Source organism: Streptomyces sp. NPDC001381 (assembly GCF_042895685.1).
Lineage (GTDB): Bacteria > Actinomycetota > Actinomycetes > Streptomycetales > Streptomycetaceae > Streptomyces.
In genome coordinates, this window is sequence record NZ_JBIAWO010000005.1 from 147738 (window position 1) to 171877 (window position 24140).

Annotated in this window: 25 protein-coding genes and 1 riboswitch; of the genes, 13 read left to right on the top strand and 12 right to left on the bottom strand. The window is 72.6% G+C overall.

The features are described from left to right. Positions 1-9: 9 nt before the first annotated feature. Both ACFY2L_RS23405 and ACFY2L_RS23410 read right to left on the bottom strand, forming a co-directional pair. Positions 10-2577, bottom strand: coding sequence for an ABC transporter permease (locus ACFY2L_RS23405; protein WP_390823266.1), 2568 nt, complete (start codon positions 2575-2577; stop codon positions 10-12). 4 nt (positions 2578-2581) lie between these two features. Further along, complete coding sequence (locus tag ACFY2L_RS23410; protein ID WP_390657276.1) at positions 2582-3373, bottom strand: ABC transporter ATP-binding protein; 792 nt, start codon at positions 3371-3373, stop codon at positions 2582-2584. Positions 3374-3492: 119 nt separating this feature from the next. On the opposite strand from ACFY2L_RS23410, the gene ACFY2L_RS23415 reads away from it, so the two are divergent. Continuing rightward, positions 3493-3750, top strand: coding sequence for a toxin-antitoxin system HicB family antitoxin (locus tag ACFY2L_RS23415; RefSeq protein ID WP_390823267.1), 258 nt, complete (start codon positions 3493-3495; stop codon positions 3748-3750). A gap of 4 nt (positions 3751-3754) precedes the next feature. Then, positions 3755-4129 carry a fic family toxin-antitoxin system, toxin component gene (locus ACFY2L_RS23420; protein WP_390657278.1) on the top strand — a complete coding sequence of 125 codons (375 nt, stop codon included), beginning with the start codon at positions 3755-3757 and terminating at the stop codon, positions 4127-4129. On the opposite strand, the gene ACFY2L_RS23425 is transcribed toward ACFY2L_RS23420, so the two are convergent. Then, complete coding sequence (locus ACFY2L_RS23425; protein WP_390823268.1) at positions 4124-4801, bottom strand: class I SAM-dependent methyltransferase; 678 nt, start codon at positions 4799-4801, stop codon at positions 4124-4126. The genes ACFY2L_RS23420 and ACFY2L_RS23425 overlap by 6 nt on opposite strands. 82 nt (positions 4802-4883) lie before the next feature. Beyond that, complete coding sequence (locus ACFY2L_RS23430) at positions 4884-5570, bottom strand: esterase/lipase family protein (protein ID WP_390657280.1); 687 nt, start codon at positions 5568-5570, stop codon at positions 4884-4886. A 223-nt stretch (positions 5571-5793) separates the two neighbouring features. On the opposite strand from ACFY2L_RS23430, the gene ACFY2L_RS23435 reads away from it, so the two are divergent. Further along, positions 5794-8427 (top strand): LuxR C-terminal-related transcriptional regulator, encoded by a 2634-nt coding sequence (locus ACFY2L_RS23435; protein WP_390823269.1) that lies wholly within the window; start codon positions 5794-5796, stop codon positions 8425-8427. Between the two features lie 61 nt (positions 8428-8488). Here ACFY2L_RS23435 and bioD read toward each other — a convergent pair whose 3' ends face one another. Genes bioD through bioB form a run of 3 tightly spaced genes read right to left on the bottom strand, consistent with a single transcriptional unit; the run spans position 8489 to position 11707 of the window. Next, positions 8489-9205 (bottom strand): dethiobiotin synthase, encoded by a 717-nt coding sequence (gene bioD / locus ACFY2L_RS23440; protein ID WP_390823497.1) that lies wholly within the window; start codon positions 9203-9205, stop codon positions 8489-8491. Positions 9206-9207: 2 nt separating this feature from the next. Further along, a complete protein-coding gene (locus tag ACFY2L_RS23445) occupies positions 9208-10488 on the bottom strand; it encodes an adenosylmethionine--8-amino-7-oxononanoate transaminase (RefSeq protein ID WP_390823270.1) in 1281 nt (426 codons plus the stop codon). Beyond that, a complete protein-coding gene (bioB, locus tag ACFY2L_RS23450) occupies positions 10481-11707 on the bottom strand; it encodes a biotin synthase BioB (protein WP_390823271.1) in 1227 nt (408 codons plus the stop codon). The genes ACFY2L_RS23445 and bioB overlap by 8 nt, the downstream gene beginning before the upstream one ends. A gap of 148 nt (positions 11708-11855) precedes the next feature. Between bioB and ACFY2L_RS23455 the strand changes: the two genes are divergently transcribed. Continuing rightward, positions 11856-12983, top strand: coding sequence for an 8-amino-7-oxononanoate synthase (locus ACFY2L_RS23455; RefSeq protein ID WP_390657283.1), 1128 nt, complete (start codon positions 11856-11858; stop codon positions 12981-12983). Positions 12984-13057: 74 nt separating this feature from the next. Here ACFY2L_RS23455 and ACFY2L_RS23460 read toward each other — a convergent pair whose 3' ends face one another. Then, positions 13058-13291 (bottom strand): DUF397 domain-containing protein, encoded by a 234-nt coding sequence (locus ACFY2L_RS23460; RefSeq protein ID WP_390657284.1) that lies wholly within the window; start codon positions 13289-13291, stop codon positions 13058-13060. 9 nt (positions 13292-13300) lie between these two features. Further along, positions 13301-14161 (bottom strand): helix-turn-helix domain-containing protein, encoded by an 861-nt coding sequence (locus tag ACFY2L_RS23465; RefSeq protein WP_390823272.1) that lies wholly within the window; start codon positions 14159-14161, stop codon positions 13301-13303. Positions 14162-14372: 211 nt separating this feature from the next. Between ACFY2L_RS23465 and ACFY2L_RS23470 the strand changes: the two genes are divergently transcribed. Continuing rightward, a complete protein-coding gene (locus tag ACFY2L_RS23470; RefSeq protein WP_390657286.1) occupies positions 14373-14852 on the top strand; it encodes an ATP-binding protein in 480 nt (159 codons plus the stop codon). Between the two features lie 44 nt (positions 14853-14896). On the opposite strand, the gene ACFY2L_RS23475 is transcribed toward ACFY2L_RS23470, so the two are convergent. From ACFY2L_RS23475 to ACFY2L_RS23485, 3 genes are all read right to left on the bottom strand, one after another. Further along, the gene (locus tag ACFY2L_RS23475) at positions 14897-15370 is read right to left on the bottom strand and encodes a C40 family peptidase (RefSeq protein ID WP_390657287.1); all 474 of its coding nucleotides are present in this window, start codon (positions 15368-15370) and stop codon (positions 14897-14899) included. Between the two features lie 3 nt (positions 15371-15373). Beyond that, positions 15374-15515: riboswitch (cyclic di-AMP (ydaO/yuaA leader) on the bottom strand. Positions 15516-15933: 418 nt separating this feature from the next. Beyond that, positions 15934-16239: a hypothetical protein gene (locus ACFY2L_RS23480; protein ID WP_390823273.1), complete on the bottom strand. Its 306-nt coding sequence runs from the start codon at positions 16237-16239 to the stop codon at positions 15934-15936. A 7-nt stretch (positions 16240-16246) separates the two neighbouring features. Then, positions 16247-16882 (bottom strand): ATP-dependent Clp protease proteolytic subunit, encoded by a 636-nt coding sequence (locus ACFY2L_RS23485; RefSeq protein ID WP_390823274.1) that lies wholly within the window; start codon positions 16880-16882, stop codon positions 16247-16249. 74 nt (positions 16883-16956) lie between these two features. On the opposite strand from ACFY2L_RS23485, the gene ACFY2L_RS23490 reads away from it, so the two are divergent. The 8 genes from ACFY2L_RS23490 (at position 16957) to ACFY2L_RS23525 (ending at position 24044) form a co-directional block, all read left to right on the top strand. Next, positions 16957-17283, top strand: coding sequence for a type II toxin-antitoxin system Phd/YefM family antitoxin (locus ACFY2L_RS23490; RefSeq protein ID WP_390657290.1), 327 nt, complete (start codon positions 16957-16959; stop codon positions 17281-17283). Positions 17284-17524: 241 nt separating this feature from the next. After that, the gene (locus ACFY2L_RS23495; protein ID WP_010355509.1) at positions 17525-17827 is read left to right on the top strand and encodes an urease subunit gamma; all 303 of its coding nucleotides are present in this window, start codon (positions 17525-17527) and stop codon (positions 17825-17827) included. A 14-nt stretch (positions 17828-17841) separates the two neighbouring features. Further along, positions 17842-18153 carry an urease subunit beta gene (locus tag ACFY2L_RS23500; protein ID WP_390657291.1) on the top strand — a complete coding sequence of 104 codons (312 nt, stop codon included), beginning with the start codon at positions 17842-17844 and terminating at the stop codon, positions 18151-18153. Then, complete coding sequence (locus tag ACFY2L_RS23505; protein ID WP_390823275.1) at positions 18146-19867, top strand: urease subunit alpha; 1722 nt, start codon at positions 18146-18148, stop codon at positions 19865-19867. The genes ACFY2L_RS23500 and ACFY2L_RS23505 overlap by 8 nt, the downstream gene beginning before the upstream one ends. 13 nt (positions 19868-19880) lie before the next feature. Beyond that, entirely contained in the window at positions 19881-20555 is a 675-nt protein-coding gene (locus ACFY2L_RS23510) for an urease accessory protein UreF (RefSeq protein WP_390657293.1), read from the top strand. A gap of 308 nt (positions 20556-20863) precedes the next feature. Beyond that, positions 20864-21541, top strand: a complete 678-nt coding sequence (gene ureG / locus ACFY2L_RS23515) for an urease accessory protein UreG (RefSeq protein WP_390823276.1) — start codon at positions 20864-20866, stop codon at positions 21539-21541. 1 nt (position 21542) lies between these two features. Beyond that, positions 21543-22301 (top strand): urease accessory protein UreD, encoded by a 759-nt coding sequence (locus ACFY2L_RS23520; protein WP_390823277.1) that lies wholly within the window; start codon positions 21543-21545, stop codon positions 22299-22301. Positions 22302-22445: 144 nt separating this feature from the next. After that, entirely contained in the window at positions 22446-24044 is a 1599-nt protein-coding gene (locus ACFY2L_RS23525; RefSeq protein WP_390823278.1) for an alpha/beta hydrolase, read from the top strand. Positions 24045-24140: the final 96 nt, after the last annotated feature.

A 24140-nucleotide genomic window follows, 5' to 3' on the forward strand; every position in this document is an offset into this window, starting at 1 on the left:
CGCACCCCCTCACTCGTGGGCGATCGCCGCCAGCACGTTCATCCGGGACGCCCGCAGGGCCGGCAGCAGTGCCGCCACGACACCGACGACCGCCGAGCCGATGACCACGGCGACGATCGTGCCCCATGGGATCGCCAGTGCCTTCATGCCCTGCAGGGCCAGCACCTGCTGTATGCACACGCCCCACACCAGCCCCAGCGCCAGTCCCAGAACGGCGCCGAACACGGCGATCACCACCGACTCCAGCCGGATCATCCGCCGCAGCTGCCGCCGGGCCAGTCCGATCGCCCGCAGCAGCCCGATCTCCCGGGTCCGCTCCACCACCGACAGCGCCAGCGTGTTGACCACGCCGAGCACCGCGATCACGATCGCGAGGCCGAGCAGCGCGTAGACGAGGTAGAGCAGGACGGCGATCTGGTCGTGCACTAGCTTCTTGTAGTCGGCCTGGTCGCGCACCTGCACCTGCGGATACGGGTCGAGGGTCTTCTCCAGCCGGGGCCGCAGCTGATCGGCGTCCGTGCCCGCGGCCGCGTTCACGTACAGCGCGGAGTCCTGCCCGTCCGGGACGTACTTCTCGACGGTCTTGATCCCGAGGAACAGCCCGCCCTGCATGCCGAACCCGTCGGCGGCGTCCTGGTCGGTGAGCGCGCCCACCTTCAGCGAGGTCGTGCGGTCGCCGGGGAACTCCACCGGCAGCACACTGCCCAGCCGCACCCCGTGGTCCTCGGCGAAGTCCACGTCCATGCCGATCGCGCCGTCCGCCAGCGCCGCCGCCGAGTCGCCCTCGGCGTACGTGACACGGGCGACGTCGTCGACCTGGTCGTCGTATCCGGAGGCCGTCGTCTCGATCCGCTTGCCGTCCGGCAGTCGTACGGCGATCGGCGCGAACCGCTGCCGTACGACGAGACCGACGCCGTCGGTGTCCCGGACCGCGTCCGTCACCTCCTGGGAGAACGGCGTGAAGTTGGCGTTCTGGATCACGAAGTCCGCGCCGAGCGTCTTGTCGATCTGCTCGTCGAAGGACTTCGACATCGAGGCGCTCGCCACCGACATGCCGCCCACCAGGGCCAGGCCCACCATCAGCGCGGCGGCGGTGGCACCCGTGCGGCGGGGGTTGCGCAGGGCGTTGCGCTGGCTCATCCGCCCGATCGATCCGAACAGCGCGGGGAAGGCCGCGCCGAGCACCCGGATCACCGGGCGCACCAGCAGCGGTCCGGCGATCACGGTGGCGATCAGCGTCAGGACCACGCCCAGGCCCAGCAGGGAGGCCGCGGACGCCGTCTTCGAGGAGGTCGCACACCCGACCAGCGCGGCGGCACCCAGCGCCCCGACGACCGATCCGACCACCGCGCGCACCTTCAGCGGCCGGCCCACGCCGGCGATGTCCGCGGCCGCGAGGGCCGCCATGGGGGACACCGTGGCCGCGCGCCGGGCCGGGAGGTAGGCGGCCACGAAGGTCACGCCGACGCCGACGACGTACGCCGCCACCGGCGTCGCCCAGCCGACGACCATCTCCGTGGTCTTGAGGTTCATGCCGAACGTGCTCATCAGCTTGATCAGCCCGGCCGCGAGACCGATGCCGGCCGCGAGGCCCAGCGTGGAGCCGACCAGCCCGAGCAGCACCGCCTCGGTGAGCACCGAGCGGCGTACCTGACGGCGGTCGGCGCCGAGCGCGCGCAGCAGCCCCAGTTCACGGGTGCGCTGGGCGATCAGCATCGAGAAGGTGTTGACGATCAGGAACACGCCGACCAGGACGGCGACCCCGGCGAAGCCGAGCATCACGTACTTGATGACGTCGAGGAACCCGCCCAGGGACTCCGCCGAGGACTCGGCCTGCTCGTCCGCGGTCTTCACCTCGTACGGCCCCGAGCCGAGCGCGGCGGTGACGCGCCGCTTGAGCGTGGCGTCGGAGACCCCCTCCGCGGCGTCCACGGAGATGCTGGTGGCCTTGTCCGCCGAGCCCAGGAGTTCGGTCGCGGCCACCTTCGGGTCGAGGAAGACCAGGGCCGCGCCGGGGTTGGTGGTGGTGAAGGTGGCGATGCCGACGATCTCGACCTCGAAGGACCCCGGCTGGGCCATCACGGTGAGCGTGTCGCCGATGTCGACGTGCTTCTTGTCCGCGGTGTCCGCGTCGAGCATGGCCTGGCCGGCGCCCCGGGGGGCGTGGCCGGAGGTCAGCTTCACGGGGCTGCGGTCGGTGAGGTACCAGTCGGTGGCGATGGTGGGGGCGCCGGTGGTCGGGCCGACGGACTTGTTGTCGCTGTCGACGACCGTGATGTTCTGCACGCCGACGTCCGCGTGGGCGGAGGCGACCCCCTCGACCTGGGTGACCCGGGCCGCCAGGGAGGCGGGCACGGTCTGGACCGCCCCGCTCGGCACCTGGGAGTCGAGATCGTCCCTGGGCTCGACCGTCACGTCCGCCGCCGTGGACGCGAAGAGCCGGTCGAAGGTCCGGGTCACCGTGTCCGAGAAGATCAGACTGCCCGCGACGAACGCCACCGACAGGACGACGGCGAGGGCCGACAGCAGCAGCCGTCCCTTGTGCGCGAGGAAACTTCTGAGCGTGGCCTTCAGCACCTGGTCAGTCCTCCTCGGGGGTGCCGTCGCCGACCGGGGCACGACCGACGTCGAACCGCTTCATGCGTTCGAGCACGGCCTCCGCCGTGGGCCGCTCCATCTCGTCCACGATCCGGCCGTCCGCCAGGAAGAGCACCAGGTCGGAGTGGGCGGCGGCGCCCGGGTCGTGGGTGACCATGACGACCGTCTGACCGAGGTCGTCCACCGCCCGGCGCAGGAACGCGAGGACCTCCAGGCCGGCCCGTGAGTCCAGGTTGCCGGTCGGCTCGTCCGCGAAGATCAGCTCGGGGCGGGAGACGAGCGCCCGGGCGCAGGCCACCCGCTGCTGCTGACCGCCGGAGAGCTGGGCCGGCCGGTGCCGGAGCCGCTCCCGCAGCCCCAGCGTGTCGATCACCTGGTCCAGCCACTTCTGATCGGGCTTGCGGCCCGCGATGTCCATGGGCAGGGTGATGTTCTCGGCCGCGTTCAGCGTCGGGATCAGGTTGAACGACTGGAACATGAAGCCGATCCGGTCCCGCCGCAGCCGGGTCAGCTCCCGGTCCTTCAGCCCTGTGATCTCCGTGTCGCCGAGCCACACCTGACCGGCCGACACGGTGTCCAGGCCGGCCAGACAGTGCATCAGGGTGGATTTTCCGGACCCCGAGGGCCCCATGACCGCGGTGAAGCGGCCACGCGCGATGTTCACGTCCACCGAGTCCAGGGCCAGCACCGTGGTCTCGCCGGAGCCGTACGCCTTGGTCAGACCGTGGGCACGGGCCGCGATCCCGTCGGGGGTGGACAAGGCCGCTGTGGACAAAACTGCCTCCTCGCTCGCGTCGACGTGCCGAGACTAGTGTGACCCGCTCCACGCCGGTATCGCTTTTCCGTTCCGGCGCGCCCTTGCCGTTGCTAGCATCCCGGCGCTAGCGTCGAGGTATGGCGAAGACCCAGCTGAACGTACGCGTCGACGAGGGCACGGCCCGGGCCGCCCGCGAGCGCGCCACGGCCCGCGGCATGAGCGTCAACCGTTACATCGAAGAGCTGGTCAGACAGGACGCCGGGGAAGTGGGCCACACCTTCGTGGAGGCCGCGGCCGACTTCATGAAGCGGTACGAGAACGTCTTCGCGGAGGAATTCGGCGCGGACCGCGAGGGCGCGGTACGCGAGGGCGGCACGCGCGAAGGTCGCCGCTGATCCCTTGAGCGACCTCCGGATCGACCTCGCCTGGCTCCTCATGCTCGCCGAACAGAAGACCCCGGGTGACCCCCAGGTCACCGACTGGGGTGCCCTGGTCGCCGCCGTGGCGCGCCACCAGGCGGAGATATTCGACGTGCCCGTCTACGACGACCCGCAGGCCCGCGCCGCCGCCCTGCTCCAACTCCTCATCCACGTCCCCGCGCTGGAGCGCTCCAACGCCCTCTTCGCCTGCGCGGTCGCCTACGCCTACCTCGTCGCCAGCGGTCTGAAGGTGGCCACCTCGCCCGAACAGGTGCGGGATCTGGCGAAGCTGGTCAAGAGCGGTGAGGCGACGGTGTTCGACATCGCTCGGGAACTGCGCCAGTGGAGCCTATGAGGGCCTGTGGGCCGAACCGAGGACACAGGGGGAGAAGGGGAGTCTCGGCCCCTTCTCCGGCAGCGACATCCGCCGGTACGGGCCGAGTTCGAACCCGGCGTCGCGCAGCGCCCCGACCGTGTCGCGGGTGAGGTGACAGCCGCCGGCGAGGGACGGCCAGACCGTACGGTCCAGCGCGCGCTGGGCGGCGAGCATCGCCCGGCCGCCGCCGGGGCCGTGCTCGAAGAACCGCAGCTCGCCGCCGGGCCGCAGCACGCGCCGCAGTTCGGCGAGCGCGCGCGGCACGTCCCGCACACTGCACAGCACCAGGGAGACCACGGCCGCGTCGAAGGCCTCGCTCTTCACCGGCAGCGCCTCCGCCAGGCCCGGTACGACGTCGACGGGCACCTCGGCGCGCAGGGCCGCCTCCCGCGCCGAGCGCCGCATCCGGCGCTCGGGCTCGATCGCCACGACCTCCGAGACGGCACCCGGATAGTGCGCGAAGTTCAGTCCGTTGCCCGCGCCGATCTCGATGACCCGGCCGGAGAGCCCGGCGAGCAGCCGGTCCCGCACACCGGCGAGACCGGCCCGGGTCTCCGCGGCCGTGCCGAGCAGGGTGTAGCAGCGGGCGAACAGCGGATGGTGGACGGGATCACCGGGCACCCGGCCGGAGCCGGCGGACCGAATCGGCATGACGACCTCCCGGACAGGACGGGCCTACCGGGATTCTCCCCCGCCCGGACCCGCCGCACCCCCGCTGCCGCTCACGGACGCGTCACCGGATGAAGTCGCGCACCTGCTGGTACACGCCGAGGTCGTTGTTCATGTCGTTGTGCGAGATGCACCCGACGCCGACATTGGTGGCCCCGCTCAGCAGGGCCGAGGAGTCCGGGTCGATGGCGGCGTCGCAGTTCGACCAGTAGGTCGCGTAGTTCACGCTGCCCGGCGTCTCGTCACCGGAGTTGAGCGCGGTGAGGAACGAGCTGCCGGTGACCATCTCGGCGCAGGAGGTGTACAGCCAGCTGCACCAGGAGGCGACCGACGTGCCGTGGTTGACGCCCGCGACGGAGACGAAGTCGTCCACGGAGGACGTGCCGCCGAGGTTCTTGAGGTAGTAGCGGGCGCTGAGGGCGCCCATGGAGTGCACGACCACGTCGACCTTGCTCGCGCCGGTTCTCGCCAGCACGTTCTTGATCTCGGTGGACAGCTGCGAGGCGGTCGTGGCGTTCGACTGGGTCCAGCTGTACGACCACGCGTCCAGCTCGGCCGACGTGTACCCGTCGGCCTTGAAGTCGGCGACCCAGTCGTCCCAGCTGCTGGAGTCGCTGCTGAGACCGTGCACGAAGACGACCGGGTCGTGGGTCGCGGCGTGGGCTGTGGGGGCGGAGAACGACAGTGACAGAAGGAGCGAAGAGGCCGCGGCCGTGATGACCGCGGCGATGCGACGCTTGCGGCGCTGCATGATGCCTCCTGAAACGGGTGGGGTTGCCAGGAGTGTCCGGGCGGGTCTACGCGCGCCGCATCGGTGAAATCGCCGGTCTTTACGGTTCAAGTAACTCGCCAGTAACGTCAGTTGCGTGGTGACTCGAGTGAACCCCCCACGTGCCGACCGCACTTCGCCATCGCCACTCCCGGACGCGTGGCAGCGCCCGGCCTCCTCGCTGCCCGAGGGCGTCCGGGTGCGGGTGCTGCGTCTCGTATACGGCGATCAGCGCGCCGCCGCCGAACTGGCGGCGCGGCTCACCGACCGGCAGGCGGCCGGACTGGACCCGCTGCCGACCCACCCCGCCGAACTGGCCCCCGGCCTCCTGCACGGCTACCGCGGCGAGATCCGCGCCCTGCCCGACGACACCCGGCTGCTCCTGCTGCTCGCCGCCGCCGACCAGTACCCGGTGGCCACCCACGCCTTCCTGCGCGCCGTCGCCGCCGCCCGCCTGGACACCCGGCCGCTGGAGACCGCCGAGGCGGCCGGGCTCGCGTACGCCACGGCGGGCGGGGTCGGCTTCCGCGACGCCTGGACGCGGATCGCCGCGTACGAGACGGCCGCGCCGGCCGACCGGCGTGACGCCCACCGGCTGCTGGCCCGCGTCCTGCACGACGACACCGAGCTGCCGCGCCGCTCCTGGCACCGGGGCGCCGGCGCCCTCGGCCCCAGCGGGCGGCTCGCCGCGGAGCTCACGACGGCGGCCGAGCGGGCCCGCCGGGCCGCCGACCCGGCCCTCGCCTGCGCCCTCACCGAACGCGCCGCCGCGCTCAGCACGGACCCCCGTGAACAGTCCCGCCTCCTCGCCCGCGCGGCGGCCGACGCCTGGAACTCCGGCGAGGCCGACCGCTCCCGCACCCTCGCCGCCCGCACCGACGTCGACGCCCTGAGCGGCGTCCTCGCCCTGCGCACCGGCCAGGCGGGGGAGGCGTTCGACGCACTGCTGGCGGGCGCGGTACGGGCAAGTGGCCCTGCCGACATGTCGACCACCACCGCCACCCCACCGCCCCGCACGGGCACACCACCCACCAACTCCCCGGCCCCACCCGAGCCTCCCGGCACACCCCCCACCCGTCCCCCGGCCGCACCTGAACCTCCCGGGACACCACCCACCCATCCGCCGACCGCGCCTGAACCTCCCGGCTCCCAGCCCGAGCCCTCTGGCGCACCGACCGCCCGTCGTCCGGCCGCGCCCGAGCTTTCCGGCTCGGCGGCGGTCCGTCGCCCGGTCGTGCCCGAGCCCTCTGGCGCACCGACTGTCCGTCGTCCGGCCGTGCCTGAGCCTCCCGGCCCGGTGGCCGTCCGTCCCCCGGCCCCGCCGGAGCCCGCCAGCCCGGGGTCCGTGCGTCGTCCGGTCGTGCCTGAGCCTTCCGGCTCGGCGTCCGTCTCTCCTCCCGCCCCGCCCGAGCCTCCGGGCCCGGCGACCATTCGTCCCCAGGTCCCGCCTGAGCCGTCCGGCCCGGTGGCCGTCCGTCACCCGGCCGTGTCCGAGGCTGTCGGTCCGGCGGCCGGCGGCCGTGCCGTCGCGCCCTCCCCGCCCGTTGTCGAACTTCTCCTCGCCCGGGCCACCGAAGCCGCCGTCTACACGGGTGACTTGAGGCGATGCCGGGAAGCCGTGCGCGTGGCACGGCGGTTGGGGGTCGCGCCGCCGGGAGTGCTCGCCGGGGTCGCCGCCGCCGTCGACGGGCGGTACGGAGACGCCCGCGATCTGCTGGAGGCGACCGCCGGGCGGTGCGGGCCGGGCGGCGACCCCACCCTCCTCCTGCACGCCGGCATCGCCGCCCTGATGCTCGGCGACCACACCCGCGCCGCCACCGCCACCCTCCGCGCGGCGGCCGCCGCCCGGGCCCGCGGCCTCACCGCGACCGTCTCCCAGGCGATGGAGTTCCGCGCGTACACCGACTTCTGGACCGGCCGCCCACGCGCCGCCGAGACCGCCGCGCTGGACGCGCTACGGCAGGCGTACGCCACCGGACAGGACAACGGCGCCTGCCATCTGCAGGCCGCTCTCGCGATGTTCGCCGCCCTCACCGGCGACGGCGACCTGTGCCGGGAGCGCGCCGCGGCGGCCCGGTCCTACGCCCTCGCGCACGGGCTCGGTCTGCCCGCCGCCCTCGCCCAGTGGGCGCTCGCCCTCCTCGACCTCGGCGCCGGACGCTACGCCGCCGCCGCGGCCCGGCTGCGTGCCCTCGCCGCCCTCGGCCCGGGACACGGCCACCGGGCCGTCCGCCACCTGGCCACCCCGCACTACGTCGAGGCCGCCGTGCGCGCCGGCGACACCCGGATGGCCCGGGCCGCGCACGCCGACTACGACCGCTGGGCCCGCGCCGTCCGCAGCCCCGACGACCTCGCCCTCAGCGCCCGCTGCCGGGCCCTGCTCACCCCGGGCGCCGACGCGGTGGAGCACTACCGCACCGCCCTGGACCTGCACGCCGACGGCACCCGCGCCTTCGAACGCGCCCGTACGGAACTGCTGTTCGGCAGCGCCCTGCGCCGGCTGCGCCGACGCGCGGAGGCCCGCGACCGGCTGCACAGCGCCCGCGAGGCCTTCGAGTCCTTCGGCGCCCCGCACTGCGCCGAGGCGGCCCGCGCCGAACTCCGTGCCCTCGGCGCCCCCGCCACTCCCGCACACGGCGCCGACACCCCCACCGCCCGTCTGACCGCCCAGCAGCTCATGGTCGCCCGCATGGCCGCCGAGGGCGCCACGAACCGCGAGATCGCCGCCCGCCTCGCCCTCAGCCCCCGCACCATCGACCACCACCTGCGCGGCGTCTTCACCCGCCTCGGCATCCGCTCCCGCATCGAACTGGTACGGCTGCTGGCCGAGACGGACTGACGGCTGTCCGGCGGATCGTGCCGAGGACCTGGGGCCCGGGCACGATCCGCCGGACGGGCGTCTAGGACGCGGACGCCTCCCGGAACGTCTCCGCCTCCCACGTCCCGTCCAGTCGCGGCGCCAGCCAACCCGGAGCCGCCGTACGGAAGCCGGCGGGCGTCAGCGCACCCGCGCCCATCGGCAGGGCCCCCAGCAGCGGGGCGCCGGCGACATCCGGCAGGTCCGAGACGTTGCACCGCATCGCCAGATCGGGGGAGTCGGGCCAGCCGCCGATGACGACACCCAGCAACTCCACACCACGCGACCGCAGTTCACGGGCGGTCAGTTCCGTGGTGTTCAGCGTGCCCAGTCCCGCCGAGGCCACCACCAGCACCGGCGCCCGCAGCGCCTGGGCCACGTCCGCCAGCGTCCCGCCCGCCTCGTCGAACCGTACGAGCAGCCCGCCCGCCCCCTCGACGAGCACCAGGTCGTGCCCGGCGGCCAGTTTCCGCGCCGCCTCCACCACGTCCTGCGGCCGCACCGGCGGCAGACCCGCCCGCCGGGCCGCCGTCGCCGGGGCCAGCGGTTCGGGATAGCGGGCGGTCTCGGCCGCCGTCACCGCGCCCGCGAGCCGCGCGACCTCGTCCGCGTCCCCGCGCTCGTCCGGAGCGACGCCCGTCTGCGCGGCCTTCAGAACGGCCACCGAGCGGCCCGCCGCGAGCGCGGAGGCGGCGACGGCCGCCGTGGTCACGGTCTTGCCGACCTCCGTGCCCGTCCCCGTGATCACCAGGATCGGCATGCTCATCCCTCCCGCGCCGCCGCGCACACCGCGCGGGCGATCCGTGCCACGTCCGCGTCACCGGTGACGTACGGCGGCATCGTGTAGACCAGGTCGCGGAACGGCCGCAGCCAGACACCCTCCCGCACGGCCGCCTCCGTGGCGGCCCTCATGTCCACGGCGTGATCGAGCTGCACCACCCCGATGGCCCCGAGCACACGGACGTCCCGCACACCGGGGAGCCCGGCGGCCGGCGCCAGCCCCTCCCGCAGCCCCGCCTCGATCCGCTTGATCTCGGCGAGCCAGTCCTGACCGAGCAGCAGCTCGATCGAGGCGCAGGCGACGGCGGCGGCCAGCGGGTTGCCCATGAACGTCGGGCCGTGGGCCAGCACCGGCACCTCGCCCCGCGAGATCCCGTCGGCCACCCGCGCGGTGCACAGCGTCCCGGCCAGCGTCAGGTATCCGCCGGTCAGCGCCTTGCCCACGCACATCACGTCCGGCGTCACCGCGGCGTGCTCCGCCGCGAACAGCGCGCCCGTGCGCCCGAACCCGGTCGCGATCTCGTCGAACACCAGCAGTACGTCGTGCGCGTCGCACGCCTCGCGCAGCACCCGCAGATACGCGGGGGAGTGGAACCGCATCCCGCCCGCGCCCTGCACCACCGGCTCCACGATCACCGCGGCCAGTTCGTCCGCGTGCCGCCCGATCGCGGCGCGCAGCCCCTCGGCGTACTCCTCCTCGTACTCCACGGGAGGCGGTTCCACGAAGACCTGACGGGGCAGCACCCCGGTCCACAGCTCGTGCATCCCGCCCTCGGGGTCGCACACGGACATCGGCTGCCAGGTGTCGCCGTGATAGCCGCCGCGCCAGGTCAGCAGGCGCCGCTTGGCGGGGCGGCCGAGCGAGCGCCAGTACTGCAGGCACATCTTCACCGCGACCTCGACCGACACCGAACCGGAGTCGGCGAGGAAGACATGCTCCAGCCCGTCGGGCGACATGTCGACAAGGAGCTTCGCCAGCCGTACGGCGGGCTCGTGCGTCAGCCCGCCGAACATCACATGGCTCATCCGCCCCAGCTGCTCGCGCGCGGCCTCGTTCAGCACCGGGTGGTTGTAGCCGTGGATCGCCGACCACCAGGACGACATGCCGTCGACCAGCTCGCCCGACCCGTCCGCAAGACGCAGCCGCACCCCGCTCGCCGACTCCACGACGAGCGGGTCGACCCGACCGGGCATCGGACCGTACGGATGCCAGACGTGCCGTCGGTCCAGCTCCAGCAGCTCGGTGACGGGCAGCTCAGGCATTGGGCGCGAGGTCGGTACCGGCGCCACGGCGGCGTACGGCGACCAGGTCCGTACGGGGCTCGTTGCCCGCGAGCGCGGCAGCGGCGGCGGACGCCGTCCCGCACACCCCGGCCCCCTCGTGCGTCCCGCAGCCCGCGGCACCGTCCGCGGGGGACCCGCAGCCCGACCCGCAGCCGGCCTCGGCGTGCGAGCCGCAGCCGCCACCGCCCGCGGCCAGCCGGTGCTCCGGCAGCGTGACCTCGCCCGCGCCCTCCACCTCGAAGCCCGCGTCCGCGATCATCTCCAGGTCGGCCTTGCCGGCCTGCCCCTCGGTCGTGAGGTAGTCGCCGAGGAAGATGGAGTTGGCCAGGTGCAGGGCCAGCGGCTGCATGGTGCGCAGATGGACCTCGCGGCCGCCCGCGATGCGCACCTCGATGTCGGGGCAGACGAACCGGACCATCGCCAGGATGCGCAGACAGCGCTGCGGGGTGAGGTTCCACTCCTTGGCCAGCGGGGTGCCCTCGACCGGGATGAGGAAGTTGACCGGCACCGAGTCCGGGTCCAGCTCGCGCAGCGAGAAGACCACGTCCACCAGGTCCTCGTCCGTCTCGCCCATGCCCGCGATCAGGCCCGAGCAGGCCGACAGCCCGGCCGCGTGCGCCTTCTGGACCGTGTCCACCCGGTCGGCGTACGTGTGGGTGGTCGTGATGTCCCCGTACGTCGACTCGGACGTGTTGAGGTTGTGGTTGTAGGCGTCCGCGCCCGCCTCGCGCAGCCGTTCGGCCTGGCCGTCGGAGAGCAGCCCCAGGCAGGCGCACACCTCGACGCCCTCGTTCTGCTCCTTGATGGCCTTGATCGTGTCCGAGACCCGGTCCACGTCCCGGTCCGTCGGGCCGCGCCCGGACGCCACCAGGCAGACCCGCTTGGCCCCGCCCGCGAGCCCGGCCGCCGCGGCCCTGGACGCCTCGTCCGGCTTCAGCCAGGTGTACTTCAGGATCCCGGCCTCGGAGCCGAGTCGCTGGGAGCAGTACGAACAGTCCTCGGGGCACAGCCCCGACTTGAGGTTGACGAGGTAGTTCAGTTTCACCCGTCGCCCGAACCAGTGCCGGCGCACCTTTCCGGCCGCGGCCACCACGTCCAGCACGTCGTCGTCGGAAGTGGCGAGGACGGCCAGCGCTTCCTCGCGGGTCGGCAGCTCGCGCCGAAGCCCCTTGTCCACCAGCGTGTTCAGCAGGTCCATGAGAGCCGATCCTGTCCTACCGACCCGCCTCGGGCCAAGGTAGGGATCACACAACACACCCGGTTCGACGTGTGGGTATTGCCACACCGTGGGTAGCGGTTCATGCCGCTAGTGTCTGTCCGCTACCTACAAAAGCCCCGGAGGACCCATGGCGTTCGGCTGGATCGACGAACAGGCGGAACTGCGCCGCCGGGCCGGACTCGTACGGACGCTGCGGCCCCGCCCGGCCGACTCCGCGCTGCTCGACCTCGCGAGCAACGACTACCTGGGCCTGTCCCGCCACCCCGAGGTCCGGGAGGGCGCCGCGGCGGCCGCACGGGCCTGGGGCGGCGGCGCGACCGGCTCCCGGCTGGTCACCGGCACCACCGAGCTGCACACCGAGCTGGAGCGGGAGCTGGCCGACTTCTGCGGGGCGGAGGCGGCCCTCGTCTTCTCCTCCGGGTACGCCGCCAATCTGGCCGCGGTCACCGCGCTGGCCCCGCACGGCTCCCTGATCGTCTCCGACGCGGGCAACCACGCCTCGCTCATCGACGGCTGCCGGCTGGCCCGGGGCACCACCCAGGTCGTCCCGCACGCCGACCCGGACGCCGTGCGCAAGGCCCTCGGCACCCACGACGGCCCCGCGGTGGCCGTCTCCGACACGGTCTTCTCGGTCGACGGCGACGCCGCCCCGCTGGCCGGTCTGGCGGCCGCCTGCCGGGAGTACGGCGCCGGGCTGGTGGTGGACGACGCGCACGGCCTCGGCGTGCTCGGGAACGGCGGGCAGGGCGCCCCGTACGCGGCGGGTCTCGCCGGTGCCGAGGACGTCGTCGTCACGGTGACGCTGTCGAAGTCCCTCGGCAGTCAGGGCGGTGCCGTGCTGGGGCCGGCGCGGGTGATCGAGCATCTGGTCAACGCCGCCCGGACGTTCATCTTCGACACCGGGCTGGCCCCGGCGGCGGCGGGCGCGGCGCTGGCGGCGCTGAGGCTGCTGCGCCGGGAACCGCAGCGGGCGGTACGCGCGCGTGCGGTGGCTGCCGAGCTGCACTCCCGGCTGACGGCCGCGGGCCTGGAGGCGGTACGTCCGGACGCCGCGGTCGTCTCCGTGCGGGCGCCGTCCCCGGAGGGGGCCGTGCGGTGGGCGGCGGACTGCCGGTCGGCAGGCCTGGCCGTGGGCTGCTTCCGTCCTCCCTCCGTGCCCGACGGCATCTCGCGCCTCAGGCTGACCGCCCGTGCGGACCTCTCCGGGGCCGAGCTGGAACGCGCTGTACGGGTCATCGGGGAGACACGACCATGAGTCGGCGTGACACGGCCGTGAGCCGCCCCTGTCGGCGGATGGCGGGGATCGTGCGTCGGTGACCGACGCGGTGATCAGCGGAACGCGGCCGTGAAACCCGACCAGCTCTCGGGGGAGAAGAGCAGGGCGGGCCCGGACGGGTCCTTGGAGTCGCGTACGGCCAGCAGTCCGGCCCAGGGCCCGGAGGCCGGCCGGGCCGTCTCCACGCAGTTGTTGGCTCCCGTGCTGTAGCTGCTGCGCAGCCACCGCACCTGCGGGAGAGCGTGGGGATCGGTGCTGCGAGGTACGTTCCGAGGCAGTGCTGACATGGTGCCTCCCTACGCGCCGTCAGCTGTCGCGGCGATGTAGTCCAGTGATTCCTCGGGCGAAAGGGCATGGGCCCGAAGGGCGTTGAAGGCCTCGGTGTAGGCCTCGAGGTCTTCTTTCCGTTCGAGATAGAGGCTACTCGTCAAGTGGTCGAGAACAACCACATCCAGATCAGAACCGCTCGGAAATGAGAAGATAACGAAAGGCCCGGTTACCCCGATATGGGCACCGGCCGAGAACGGCAATACCTGCAGCCGTACGTGGGGCAGCCGCGCCGCCTCCCTCAGCCGTCCGAGCTGACGGGCCATGACCTCCGGGCCGCCCACCTCCCGCCGCAGCACCGCCTCGTCCAGCACCGCGCTCAGCAGGAGCGGCGGCTCCCTGCGCAGCACGTCCTGACGGGCGATCCGCACCTCCACCAGCGTGTCGAGCTGCTCCTCGTCCGCCCCCTCCACCGCCGCCCGGGTCACCGCGCGCGCGTACTCGGGCGTCTGGAGCAGCCCCGGGACAACGGTCGTCTCCAGGGTGCGCATCGCGCCGGCCTGCGACTCCAGGCTGATGAAGTCCCGGTAGGCGGCCGGCAGCACCCCGCGGTAGGCGTGCCACCAGTGCTCCCGGCCGCCGCTCTCCTCCGAGCCGGCCAATGCCAGCATCAGCGACCGCAGGTGCGGGTCGGCCACTCCGTAGGCGTCGAGAAGCAACCGCACATCGGCCGGTTTCGTACCACTGGTGCCGGTCTCTATACGGCTCACCTTGGACTGGTGCCAGCCGACGAGCCGGGCCGCCTCACCGCTCGTGAGCCCCGCCCGGGCGCGCAGACTGCGCAGCTCGGCGCCCAGCTTCCGGCGGCGCACCGCGGGGCCGTGCTGCATGGGCTCCTCCATATTCCTGACGGGCCGTCCAAATTGTTCGACCGTGGCAGAGTTCACCGCATCGGGCGACAGATATATGCATATCTTGGTGGATCGCCACCGGGACCGGCGCGGTAATGGCAGTCTGGCGAAGAAGCACCGGTCCGGGACCGTACTCGAACCATCCGCAGCGTGTCGGACTCCGGTCCCATGGGAAAGGGACGAGGTCGCCATGGCAGACCATCTGGAAGCATCCGTCACTCTGCCGAGCGATCCCGCCTCGGTCTCCGCCGCCCGCGGCTTCGTGGCCGGCACCCTCGGCGAGTGGGGTCTGCCGGCGGACACCGAGGCGGCCGACACCATCCGGCTGATCGTCTCCGAACTCGCCACCAACGCCGTACAGCACACCTTCGGGCTGTCACCCACCTTCACGGTGGCCCTCGTCCTCGACCGTGACGAGCGCCTGTGGATCGGCGTGACCGACAGCCACCCGCGCTTCCCCAAACGACTGCCGGCCGCCGTCCAGCAGGACAACGGCCGAGGTCTGGTGATCATTCGCTGGCTGACCGCCGAGTGCGGCGGCAAGCTCAGAGTCCGCCCCACGCGCGAGGGCGGCAAGACGGTCGCGGTGGAGCTGCCCTGGACCGTCCCGGCGGAGCCGGCCGTGGAAGCCGTGGCGAGCCCGCCGGCGGGGGAGCTCCCGGGGCGGTGACGGCGCGCCAGGACACCGTCACCGCCCCGGAAGGACGACGAGGGTCAGCGGACCCGGCCGTACCAGACGCTCTTGGTCCAGATCTTCTGCAGCTTCACCACGTCTCCCGTCTTGGGCGAGTGCCAGATCTTGCCCTTACCGGCGTAGATGCCGACGTGGTACACGTTCGACCCCGAGTGGAAGAACACCAGGTCGCCGGCCTTGCGGTTGCCGGCCGAGATGTGGCGGGTCTTGTTGTACTGCTGCGCCGCCGTACGCGGCAGCGTCTTGCCCGCCTTCTTGAACGAGTACAGCGTGAGACCCGAGCAGTCGAACCTCTTCGGCCCGGTCGCCCCGTACTTGTACGGAGAGCCCTTCTTGGACGCCGCGACCTGCAGTGCCTTGGTCGCCGGTGTGGCAGCCGCCGCGTCGGAGGCGACACCGGGGATCACGATCGAGCCACCGACGGCGGCGATGGCGAAGGCAGAGGCCGTACCGGCCCGGGCCATGAGCGACGGGACACGATTGAGCGCAGTCATGCGCAACCCTTCGTCAACCGCCTGTGAAGGATGACCTGTCGGATTCGGGCTGACAAAGGTGCCCGGCCGCTCGCGCGGCTTCACCCCAAGGGTTGCTCGGTCCGGCGTCTCCTCCACGGAGACGACGTGCCGGCGACCCGTCGTGCTTGGGTCCTCCACTCCTGCCGATGCACTTCTGTCGACCGGTCAATCCGGGCAGCGGCAGGACTCGGCGTCCGCCCGGACCGCCCCGCCGCTTGTGGCGGGGACTTGTCGTCAGACAGGGATCTTGACTCACCGTTGACCAAAAATCCCAATGGAACCGTGGATTTGTGGGGTTACTCACCACTCACCCGTTCGGGTGGACACCCTGATGGACGCTCAGGTGTCAAGAGCGCCATAAGCCCTCCGACCTGCGGCGCTACCCCTTGTACGGCTCCGGAAAACGGCGCTTTCGGCAACTCGCGCGCGCTCGCGAGGGGAGCCACCGCTCCGCCGAACGGGGGTAATCCGTCTGGTGCGTTTCGGGTCCGGTCCGGACGTCGCGCTCGTGACGCGGCCGTGCCGGGCCGGACGGCCGTGGGTCAACTGTCGGAGAGCGGAGGCACCGTGACACGCGCCGTACGGCGCTCCCCGTCCAGGACGCGCAGCGCCCGCGCGAGGGTCGGCGCGGACAGCTCGCTCTCGCCCCGCTGGTGCATCAGCGCCAGCGCGTCACGCAGCTCCGCCGCCCTCGCCACCAGCGCCTGGGCGGCCCGCAGGCCGCGGTACGTGTCGCCGTGGCGGGCGGGATTGATCCGCCCGAGCAGGTCCACCACGTCCAGGTAACGGTCGATCAGTTCGGCCTCGGCGCGGGTCAGCGCGGGCAGCGGCGGCAGCTCGGGGACCATCGGGCGCTCACCTCGCGCCCGGCGCGCCGGCCGCGCCCCTGCGGCTCGGGACGACCCCGTCCACCAGGCCGTACTCCACCGCCTGAGCCGCGGTCAGGATCAGGTCCCGTTCGATGTCCTCGGTCACCCGTTCGGGGGTGCGTCCGGTGTGCCGAACGAGCATCTCCTCCAGCAGGTCCCGGGTGCGGGCCAGTTCCTCCGCCTGGATCGCCAGATCGGAGGTCTGCCCCTCCACCGGCCCGGGCAGTGCCGGCTGCCGGATGACCATCCGGGCGCCGGGCAGCGCGAACCGCTTGCCCGGCGTGCCCGCCGCCAGCAGGACCGCCGCCGAGGAGCCGGCCCGGCCGAGGCAGGTCGTCTCCACGTCGCAGGTCACGTACCGGAGCGTGTCGTAGATCGCCGTCATCGCGCTGAACGAGCCGCCGGGGGAGTTGATGTACAGCGCGATGTCCCGGTCCGGGTCCTTGTGCTCCAGGTACATGAACTGGGCCATCACGTCGTTCGCCGAGGTGTCGTCGATGGGCGTTCCCAGGAAGACGATCCGCTCCTCCAGCAGCTTCGAGTACGGATCCATCGTCCGGTGTCCGAAGCTCGTGCGCTCGGTGAACTCGGGCAGGACATGGCGGGCGGACGGTCGGGTCATGGGAGAACCCCTCCTTCTGCGTCGGGCGCATCTGTAAAAAATGTACAGGACGTACGTGACGTTAGAATGGGGTCATGGCCTACGAGATTCCGGTGACACAAGCCAGGGCTGAACTCGCCGACCTGATCAACCGGGTGGTGTACGGCGGTGAGCGCGTCGTCGTGACGCGGCACGGCAAGCCCCTGGTCGCCCTCGTCTCCGCAGCCGACCTGGAACGACTCGACGAGCTCGACCGGCCGGCCGAGGAGCAGGTGATCAGCTCGGTCTCCGCCGTGCGCGAGGTCGGTTCCGCTCCGCGCGAACGCCGGCGGTTCGGCATCGCGGCGGAACACCGGGGCGGCGCCGCGGCGGAGCACCGAGGAGGTGCCGCGGCGGAACACCGGGGGACCGGCCCGTCGTAGACACCGCGGGCGGCGCGACTCCCGGACGTCACCCGCGCTGCGCGGCATCCGCCGTCCGGGTGACGGCCCGCGCGCGTGGACGTGCGTGCCGGGGTGCGGCCGGAAGCCTGATGGATCACGGCTTGGTTAACGTGCTCGAAATGCGCTCCAACTAGCCTGCCCCTCCACGCCACCAGGGGTTTTCCTCGTGGCCGCGGCAACCGGGCCCCGCACGGTCCGGAGCGAGGATGTGAGGTGGGACGTGCAACTGACCCCGCACGAGCAGGAGAGGCTGCTGATCCATGTCGCGGCCGACGTCGCCGAGAAGCGCCGGGCCCGCGGGCTGAAGCTCAACCACCCCGAGGCCGTGGCCCTGATCACCTCGCACATCCTGGAGGGCGCGCGGGACGGGCGCACCGTCGCCGAACTCATGGCGTCCGGCCGCAAGCTGCTCACCCGCGACGACGTCATGGAGGGCATCCCCGAGATGATCCACGACGTCCAGGTCGAGGCCACCTTCCCCGACGGCACCAAGCTCGTCACCGTCCACGACCCGATCGTCTGACGGGGGAGGCCGCCATGATTCCCGGAGAGATCCTCTTCGCCGAGGACCCGATCGTCTACAACGAGGGCCGCGAGGTCACCCGGCTCACCGTCCTCAACGCCGCCGACCGGCCCGTCCAGGTCGGCTCCCACTACCACTTCGCCGAGGCCAACCCCGGTCTGGAGTTCGACCGCGCGGCGGCGCGCGGACAGCGGCTGAACGTCGCCGCCGGCACCGCCGTGCGCTTCGAGCCCGGGATCCCCGTCGACGTGGAACTCGTCCCGCTCACCGGCGCGCGGATCGTGCCCGGGCTGCGCGGGGAGACCGGAGGTGCCCTCGATGCCTGAGATCTCCCGTCCCGCGTACGCCGACCTGTTCGGCCCGACCACCGGGGACCGGATCCGGCTGGCCGACACCGACCTGCTGATCGAGATCGAGGAGGACCGTTCCGGCGGTCCCGGGCTCGCCGGTGACGAGGCGGTCTTCGGCGGTGGCAAGGTCATCCGGGAATCCATGGGCCAGGCGCGTGCTACGCGCGCAGACGGCACGCCCGACACCGTGATCACCGGGGCCGTCATCGTCGACCACTGGGGGATCGTCAAGGCGGACGTGGGCATCCGCGACGGCCGGATCACCGCGATCGGCAAGGCGGGCAACCCCGACACCATGGACGGCGTCCATCCCGACCTGGTCCTCGGCCCGGAGACCGAGGTCATCGCCGGCAACGGGCGGATCCTGACGGCCGGCGCGGTCGACGCGCACGTCCACTTCATCTGTCCCCAGATCGCCGACGAGGCGCTGTCCGCCGGGGTCACCACCCTGGTCGGCGGGGGCACCGGTCCCGCCGAGGGCTCCAAGGCCACAACGGTGACGCCGGGCCCCTGGCACCTCGCCCGCATGCTGGAGGCGATGGAGCAGTACCCGCTGAATATCGGCTTCCTCGGCAAGGGCAACACCGTCTCGCACGAGGCGATGCTGTCCCAGATCCGGGGCGGGGCGCTGGGCCTGAAGCTGCACGAGGACTGGGGCTCCACGCCCGCCGTGATCGACGCGGCCCTGACGGTGGCGGAGCGGACGGGCATCCAGGTCGCCATCCACACGGACACCCTGAACGAGGCCGGGTTCGTCGGCGACACGCTCGCCGCGATCGCCGGGCGGGGCATCCACGCGTACCACACCGAGGGTGCGGGCGGCGGGCACGCGCCGGACATCATGACCGTCGTCTCCGAGCCGCACGTGCTGCCCAGCTCGACCAACCCCACGCGGCCGTACACCGTCAACACCGCCGAGGAACACCTCGACATGCTGATGGTGTGCCACCACCTCAACCCGGCGGTCCCGGAGGACCTGGCCTTCGCCGAGTCGCGGATCCGTCCGTCCACGATCGGCGCGGAGGACATCCTGCACGACCTCGGCGCCATCTCGATCATCTCCTCCGACGCGCAGGCCATGGGCCGGGTCGGAGAGGTCGTCCTGCGGACCTGGCAGACCGCGCACGTCATGAAGCGGCGGCGGGGCGCACTGCCCGGGGACGGGCGCGCGGACAACCACCGGGTACGGCGCTATGTCGCCAAGTACACGATCAACCCGGCGCTGGCACAGGGACTGGCGCGGGAGATCGGCTCCGTCGAGACGGGCAAGCTCGCCGACCTCGTCCTGTGGGAGCCGGCGTTCTTCGGTGTCAAACCGCACCTCGTCATCAAGGGCGGCCAGATCGCGTACGCCCAGATGGGTGATGCGAACGCCTCGATCCCGACCCCGCAGCCGATCCTGCCGCGTCCGATGTACGGGGCGATCGGGCGGGCCCCGGCCTCGAACTCGTTCAACTTCGTCGCACCGCTGGCGATCGAGGACGGGCTGCCGGAGCGGCTGCAGCTGGGCAAGAGGTTCGTCGCCATCGAGTCCACGCGGGGAGTCACCAAGGCGGACATGCGCGAGAACGACGCCCGGCCGCGTGTGCGGGTCGACCCCGACAGTTTCGCCGTGCACATCGACGGGGAACTGGTCGAGGCGGCGCCTGCGGCCGAACTGCCCATGGCCCAGCGCTACTTCCTGTTCTGATGGGCGGGTCGTGATGGGCAGGGCGGCACTGCTGGTCCTCGCCGACGGACGCTTCCCCGCCGGAGGGCACGCGCACTCCGGCGGAGCGGAGGAAGCCGTCAGGGCGGGGCGGATCACCGGGGCGACGAGCCTGGAGGCCTTCTGTCGGGGGCGGCTGCACACGGCGGGGCTGGTGGCGGCGGGGCTCGCCGCGGCGGCGGCCGCCGGGGCCGACCCGGCGGAGCTCGACGCGGCGGCGGACGCCCGCACGCCGTCGCCGGCGCTGCGGCTGGCCGCGCGGAAACTGGGGCGCCAACTGATGAGGGCCGCTCGCGCGACCTGGCCGAGCGCCGAACTGGACGCGCTGGCACGGGAGTTCCCGAAAGGGGCGCACCAGCCGGTGGTGCTCGGGCTGGCGGCGCGGGCGGCCGGGCTGGGGCCCGAGGACGCGGCGTACTGCGCGGTCTACGAGAGCGTGAGCGGGCCGGCCACCGCCGTGGTGCGGTTGCTCAGCCTCGACCCCTTCGAGGCTACGGCGGTACTGGCGCGGCTGGCGCCGGAGCTGGACCGGGTGGTCGACCGGGCGGTGTCGGCGGGGGCGGCGGTGCGGTCGGCCGGTGTCGACGTGCTGCCGGCGGCGTCGGCGCCGTTGCTGGAGATCGGGGCGGAGGCGCATGCGGCGTGGCCGGTACGTCTGTTCGCCTCGTAGGGGCTCTGCCCCTGGACCCCGGGGGTCTTGCCCACCCACCCGCCCGGCTCGGTGGGCTGGGAGGTCCCGTCTCCGGGGCTCCGCCCCGGGCCCCGGCGGGGGCTGCGCCCCCTGCACCCCGCAAGGGCTGCGTCCCCGCTCCTCCCGGGGCTTCGCCCCTCGCTCCTCCCGGGGCTTCGCCCCTCGCCCTCCCGGGGCTTCGCCCCTCGCCCTCCCGGGGGCATCACCCAGTTCCTCAACCCCACACCCGCCCTCAACCGTCTGACGAACCTCCGCCCGCCCCCTCTCCTCCCCACCGGAGCCGCCCCATGCATCTCGATCACTCTCATCAGGGACCCGCCGCGGTCAGTGCCGACGTTCGTCGTGGGGACGGGGGGCGGCGGGCCTTGCGGATCGGGCTCGGGGGGCCCGTGGGGTCCGGGAAGACTGCCACCGTGGCGGCGCTCTGCCGGGTGCTGCGCGACGAGTTGTCGCTCGCGGTGGTGACCAACGACATCTACACCCGCGAGGACGCCGAATTCCTCCTGCGGGAGGCCGTGTTGCCGCCGGAGCGGATCACCGCGGTGGAGACCGGGGCCTGCCCGCACACCGCCATCCGGGACGACATCTCCGCCAATCTCGAGGCGGTGGAGGACCTGGAGGACGTGGTCGGGCCGCTCGACCTCGTGCTCGTCGAGTCCGGTGGGGACAACCTCACCGCCACCTTCTCCAAGGGGCTCGTCGACGCGCAGATCTTCGTGATCGACGTGGCGGGCGGGGACGACATCCCGCGCAAGGGCGGGCCCGGGGTCACCACCGCCGACCTGCTGGTCGTCAACAAGACCGACCTCGCTCCGTACGTGGGGTCCGACCTCGCCAGGATGGCTGCCGACGCCAAGGCGCAGCGGGCCGAACTGCCCGTCGTGTTCCAGTCGTTGAGGAGCGAGGCCGGGGTCGCGGACGTCGCGGCCTGGGTGCGGGCGCAGCTCGCCGGCTGGACGGCGTGACATGAGCGGTGTGCACGCCGTCGCCCGGATCCGGGCGACGGCGGACGGGCGCGGCGGGACCTCCCTGCCCGTCCTGGAGAGCGACGGTCCGCTCGCGCTGCGGCGCACCCGGAGCACCGGCGGCGAGGCGCGCGTCATGCTCGTGGGGGCCATGAGCGGACCCCTGGGCGGGGACCGCTTCGGTGTCGAGGCGGAGGTCGGGAGCGGGGCCCGGCTGTCCGTCGGCTCCGCCGCCGCCACCATCGCCCTGCCGGGGCAGATCAAGGACGCCGCCCGCTACGACGTACGGCTCACCGTCGCCGACGGCGGTGAACTCCACTGGCTGCCCGAGCCGTTGATCTCCGCACGCGGGAGCGACCTGCACGTCGGCACCCGGGTCGACCTCGCCCCCGGCGCCCGCCTCGTGCTGCGCGAGGAACAGGTTCTCGGGCGGGTGGGGGAGGAGCCGGGGAGGCTGAGCAGCCGGCTGGTCCTCCGGGTGGCGGACCGGGTCGTCCTCGATCAGGAGCTGGGCTGCGGGCCCGGCGCCCCCGGCGGCTGGGACGGGCCCGCCGTGCTCGCGGGACATCGGGCGGTGGGGCAACTCGTCGTCGCTCGGCCGGAGTTCGAGGACAAGCCGGCGGCCGCGCAGGTGCTCGACGGGTACGCCTGCGTCATGCCCCTCGCGGGCCCCGCGGCCCTGGTGACCGCCGTCGCACCGGACGGGCTGCGGCTGCGGCGGACACTGGACGAAGCCCTGGGTCTGTTCGACAACCGGTGAGCGGTACGTTCCTCTCCGGTTATCGGATTGGCAAAGAAGGTCAACCAAACCTGTTCTCAGGTGCCTCACAGCCGCAAGGATCCCTCTACCGCCGTGTATCGCCGTACCGCCGTACCGTCAGAACAAGGTAGGGGAGAAGCCCACTTGAGGGACATACGTCCGAACAGAAGGACCGCTGCGCTCGGTTCGGCCGGAGCGCTGGTCGCCGCCACGCTGATGGCCGGTGCCATCGCGGCGCCGACCGCGAGCGCGACCAGCGGCCGTTCGGGGCAGGACAGGGAGCAGCGGGGCGCGGCCATCGCCGCGGAGCGCGCGGCCAAGGCCGGTATCGACTGGCAGGACTGTCCGGCCGACTGGGGCCTGGAGAAGCCGATCCAGTGCGGCTGGGTCAGCGTGCCGCTCGACTACGCCCGGCCCAACGGCAAGCAGATCAAGATCGCCGTGGACCGCATCGGCAACACCGGCACGAAGGAGGAGCGCCAGGGCGCCCTCGTCTACAACCCGGGCGGCCCCGGCGGCTCCGGGATGCGCTTCCCGCGCCGGGTCACCACCAAGAACGCCATCTGGGCCAACGCCGCGAAGGCCTACGACTTCGTGGGCTTCGACCCGCGCGGCGTCGGCCACTCCGCGCCCATCTCCTGCGCCGACCCGCAGGAGTTCGTCAAGGCACCCAAGGCCGACCCGGTCCCGGACAGCGAGGCCGACAAGCTCGCCCAGATCAAGCTGGCCCGCACGTACGCGGAGGGCTGCTACGAGCGCAGCGCCGAGATGCTGCCGTACATGACCACGCCCAACACCGTGCGTGACCTGGACGTCGTCCGGGCCGCGCTCGGCGAGAAGAAGCTCAACTACCTGGGCGTCTCCTACGGCACCTACATCGGCGCCGTCTACGGCACCCTCTTCCCGGGCCACGTCCGCCGGATGGTCGTCGACAGCGTGGTCAACCCCTCGCGGGAGAAGATCTGGTACGAGGCCAACCTCGACCAGGACGTCGCCTTCGAGGGCCGCTGGAAGGACTGGGAGGACTGGGTCGCCGCCAACGACGCCACCTTCCACCTCGGCACCACCCGCGCCGCCGTCCAGGCCAAGTGGCTGGAGCTGCGCGCCACCGCGAAGAAGAACCCCATCGGCGGCCTCGTCGGCCCGGCCGAGCTGATCTCCTTCTTCCAGAGCGCCCCGTACTACGACTCGTCGTGGATCCCGGTCGCCACGGTCTTCAGCAAGTACGTCGCCGGTGACACCCAGGCGCTCGTCGACGCGGCCGCCCCGGACCTCACCGACACCGCCGGCAACATCGCCTCGGAGAACGGCAACGCCGTCTACACGGCCGTGGAGTGCACCGACGCCAAGTGGCCCACGAGCTGGAGCAAGTGGAACCGCGACAACACGCGGCTCAACAAGGACTACCCGTTCATGACCTGGGCCAACGCCTGGATGAACCTGCCCTGTGCCTTCTGGCCGGTGAAGCAGCAGACTCCGGTGGAGGTCAAGACCCACAAGGGCCTGCCGGGCGTGCTGATCGTGCAGTCCACGCGTGACGCGGCCACCCCGTACGACGGCGCCGTCGAACTGCACCAGCGGTTCAAGGGCTCCCGCCTGATCACCGAGAAGGACGCCGGCTCCCACGGTGTGACGAGCCTCTCCAACTCCTGCATCAACACCCGGGTGGACGCCTACCTCCTCACCGGCAAGCTGGACGGCAAGGACGTGACCTGCGCCCCGCACGCCACGCCGAAGCCGTAGGCACCACCGCAGGCACCACCCGTAGGGCGTCCCGGTGACGCCCGAACGGCGAAGGGCGGCCGGAGTGATCCGGCCGCCCTTCGGCATGCTGACCCG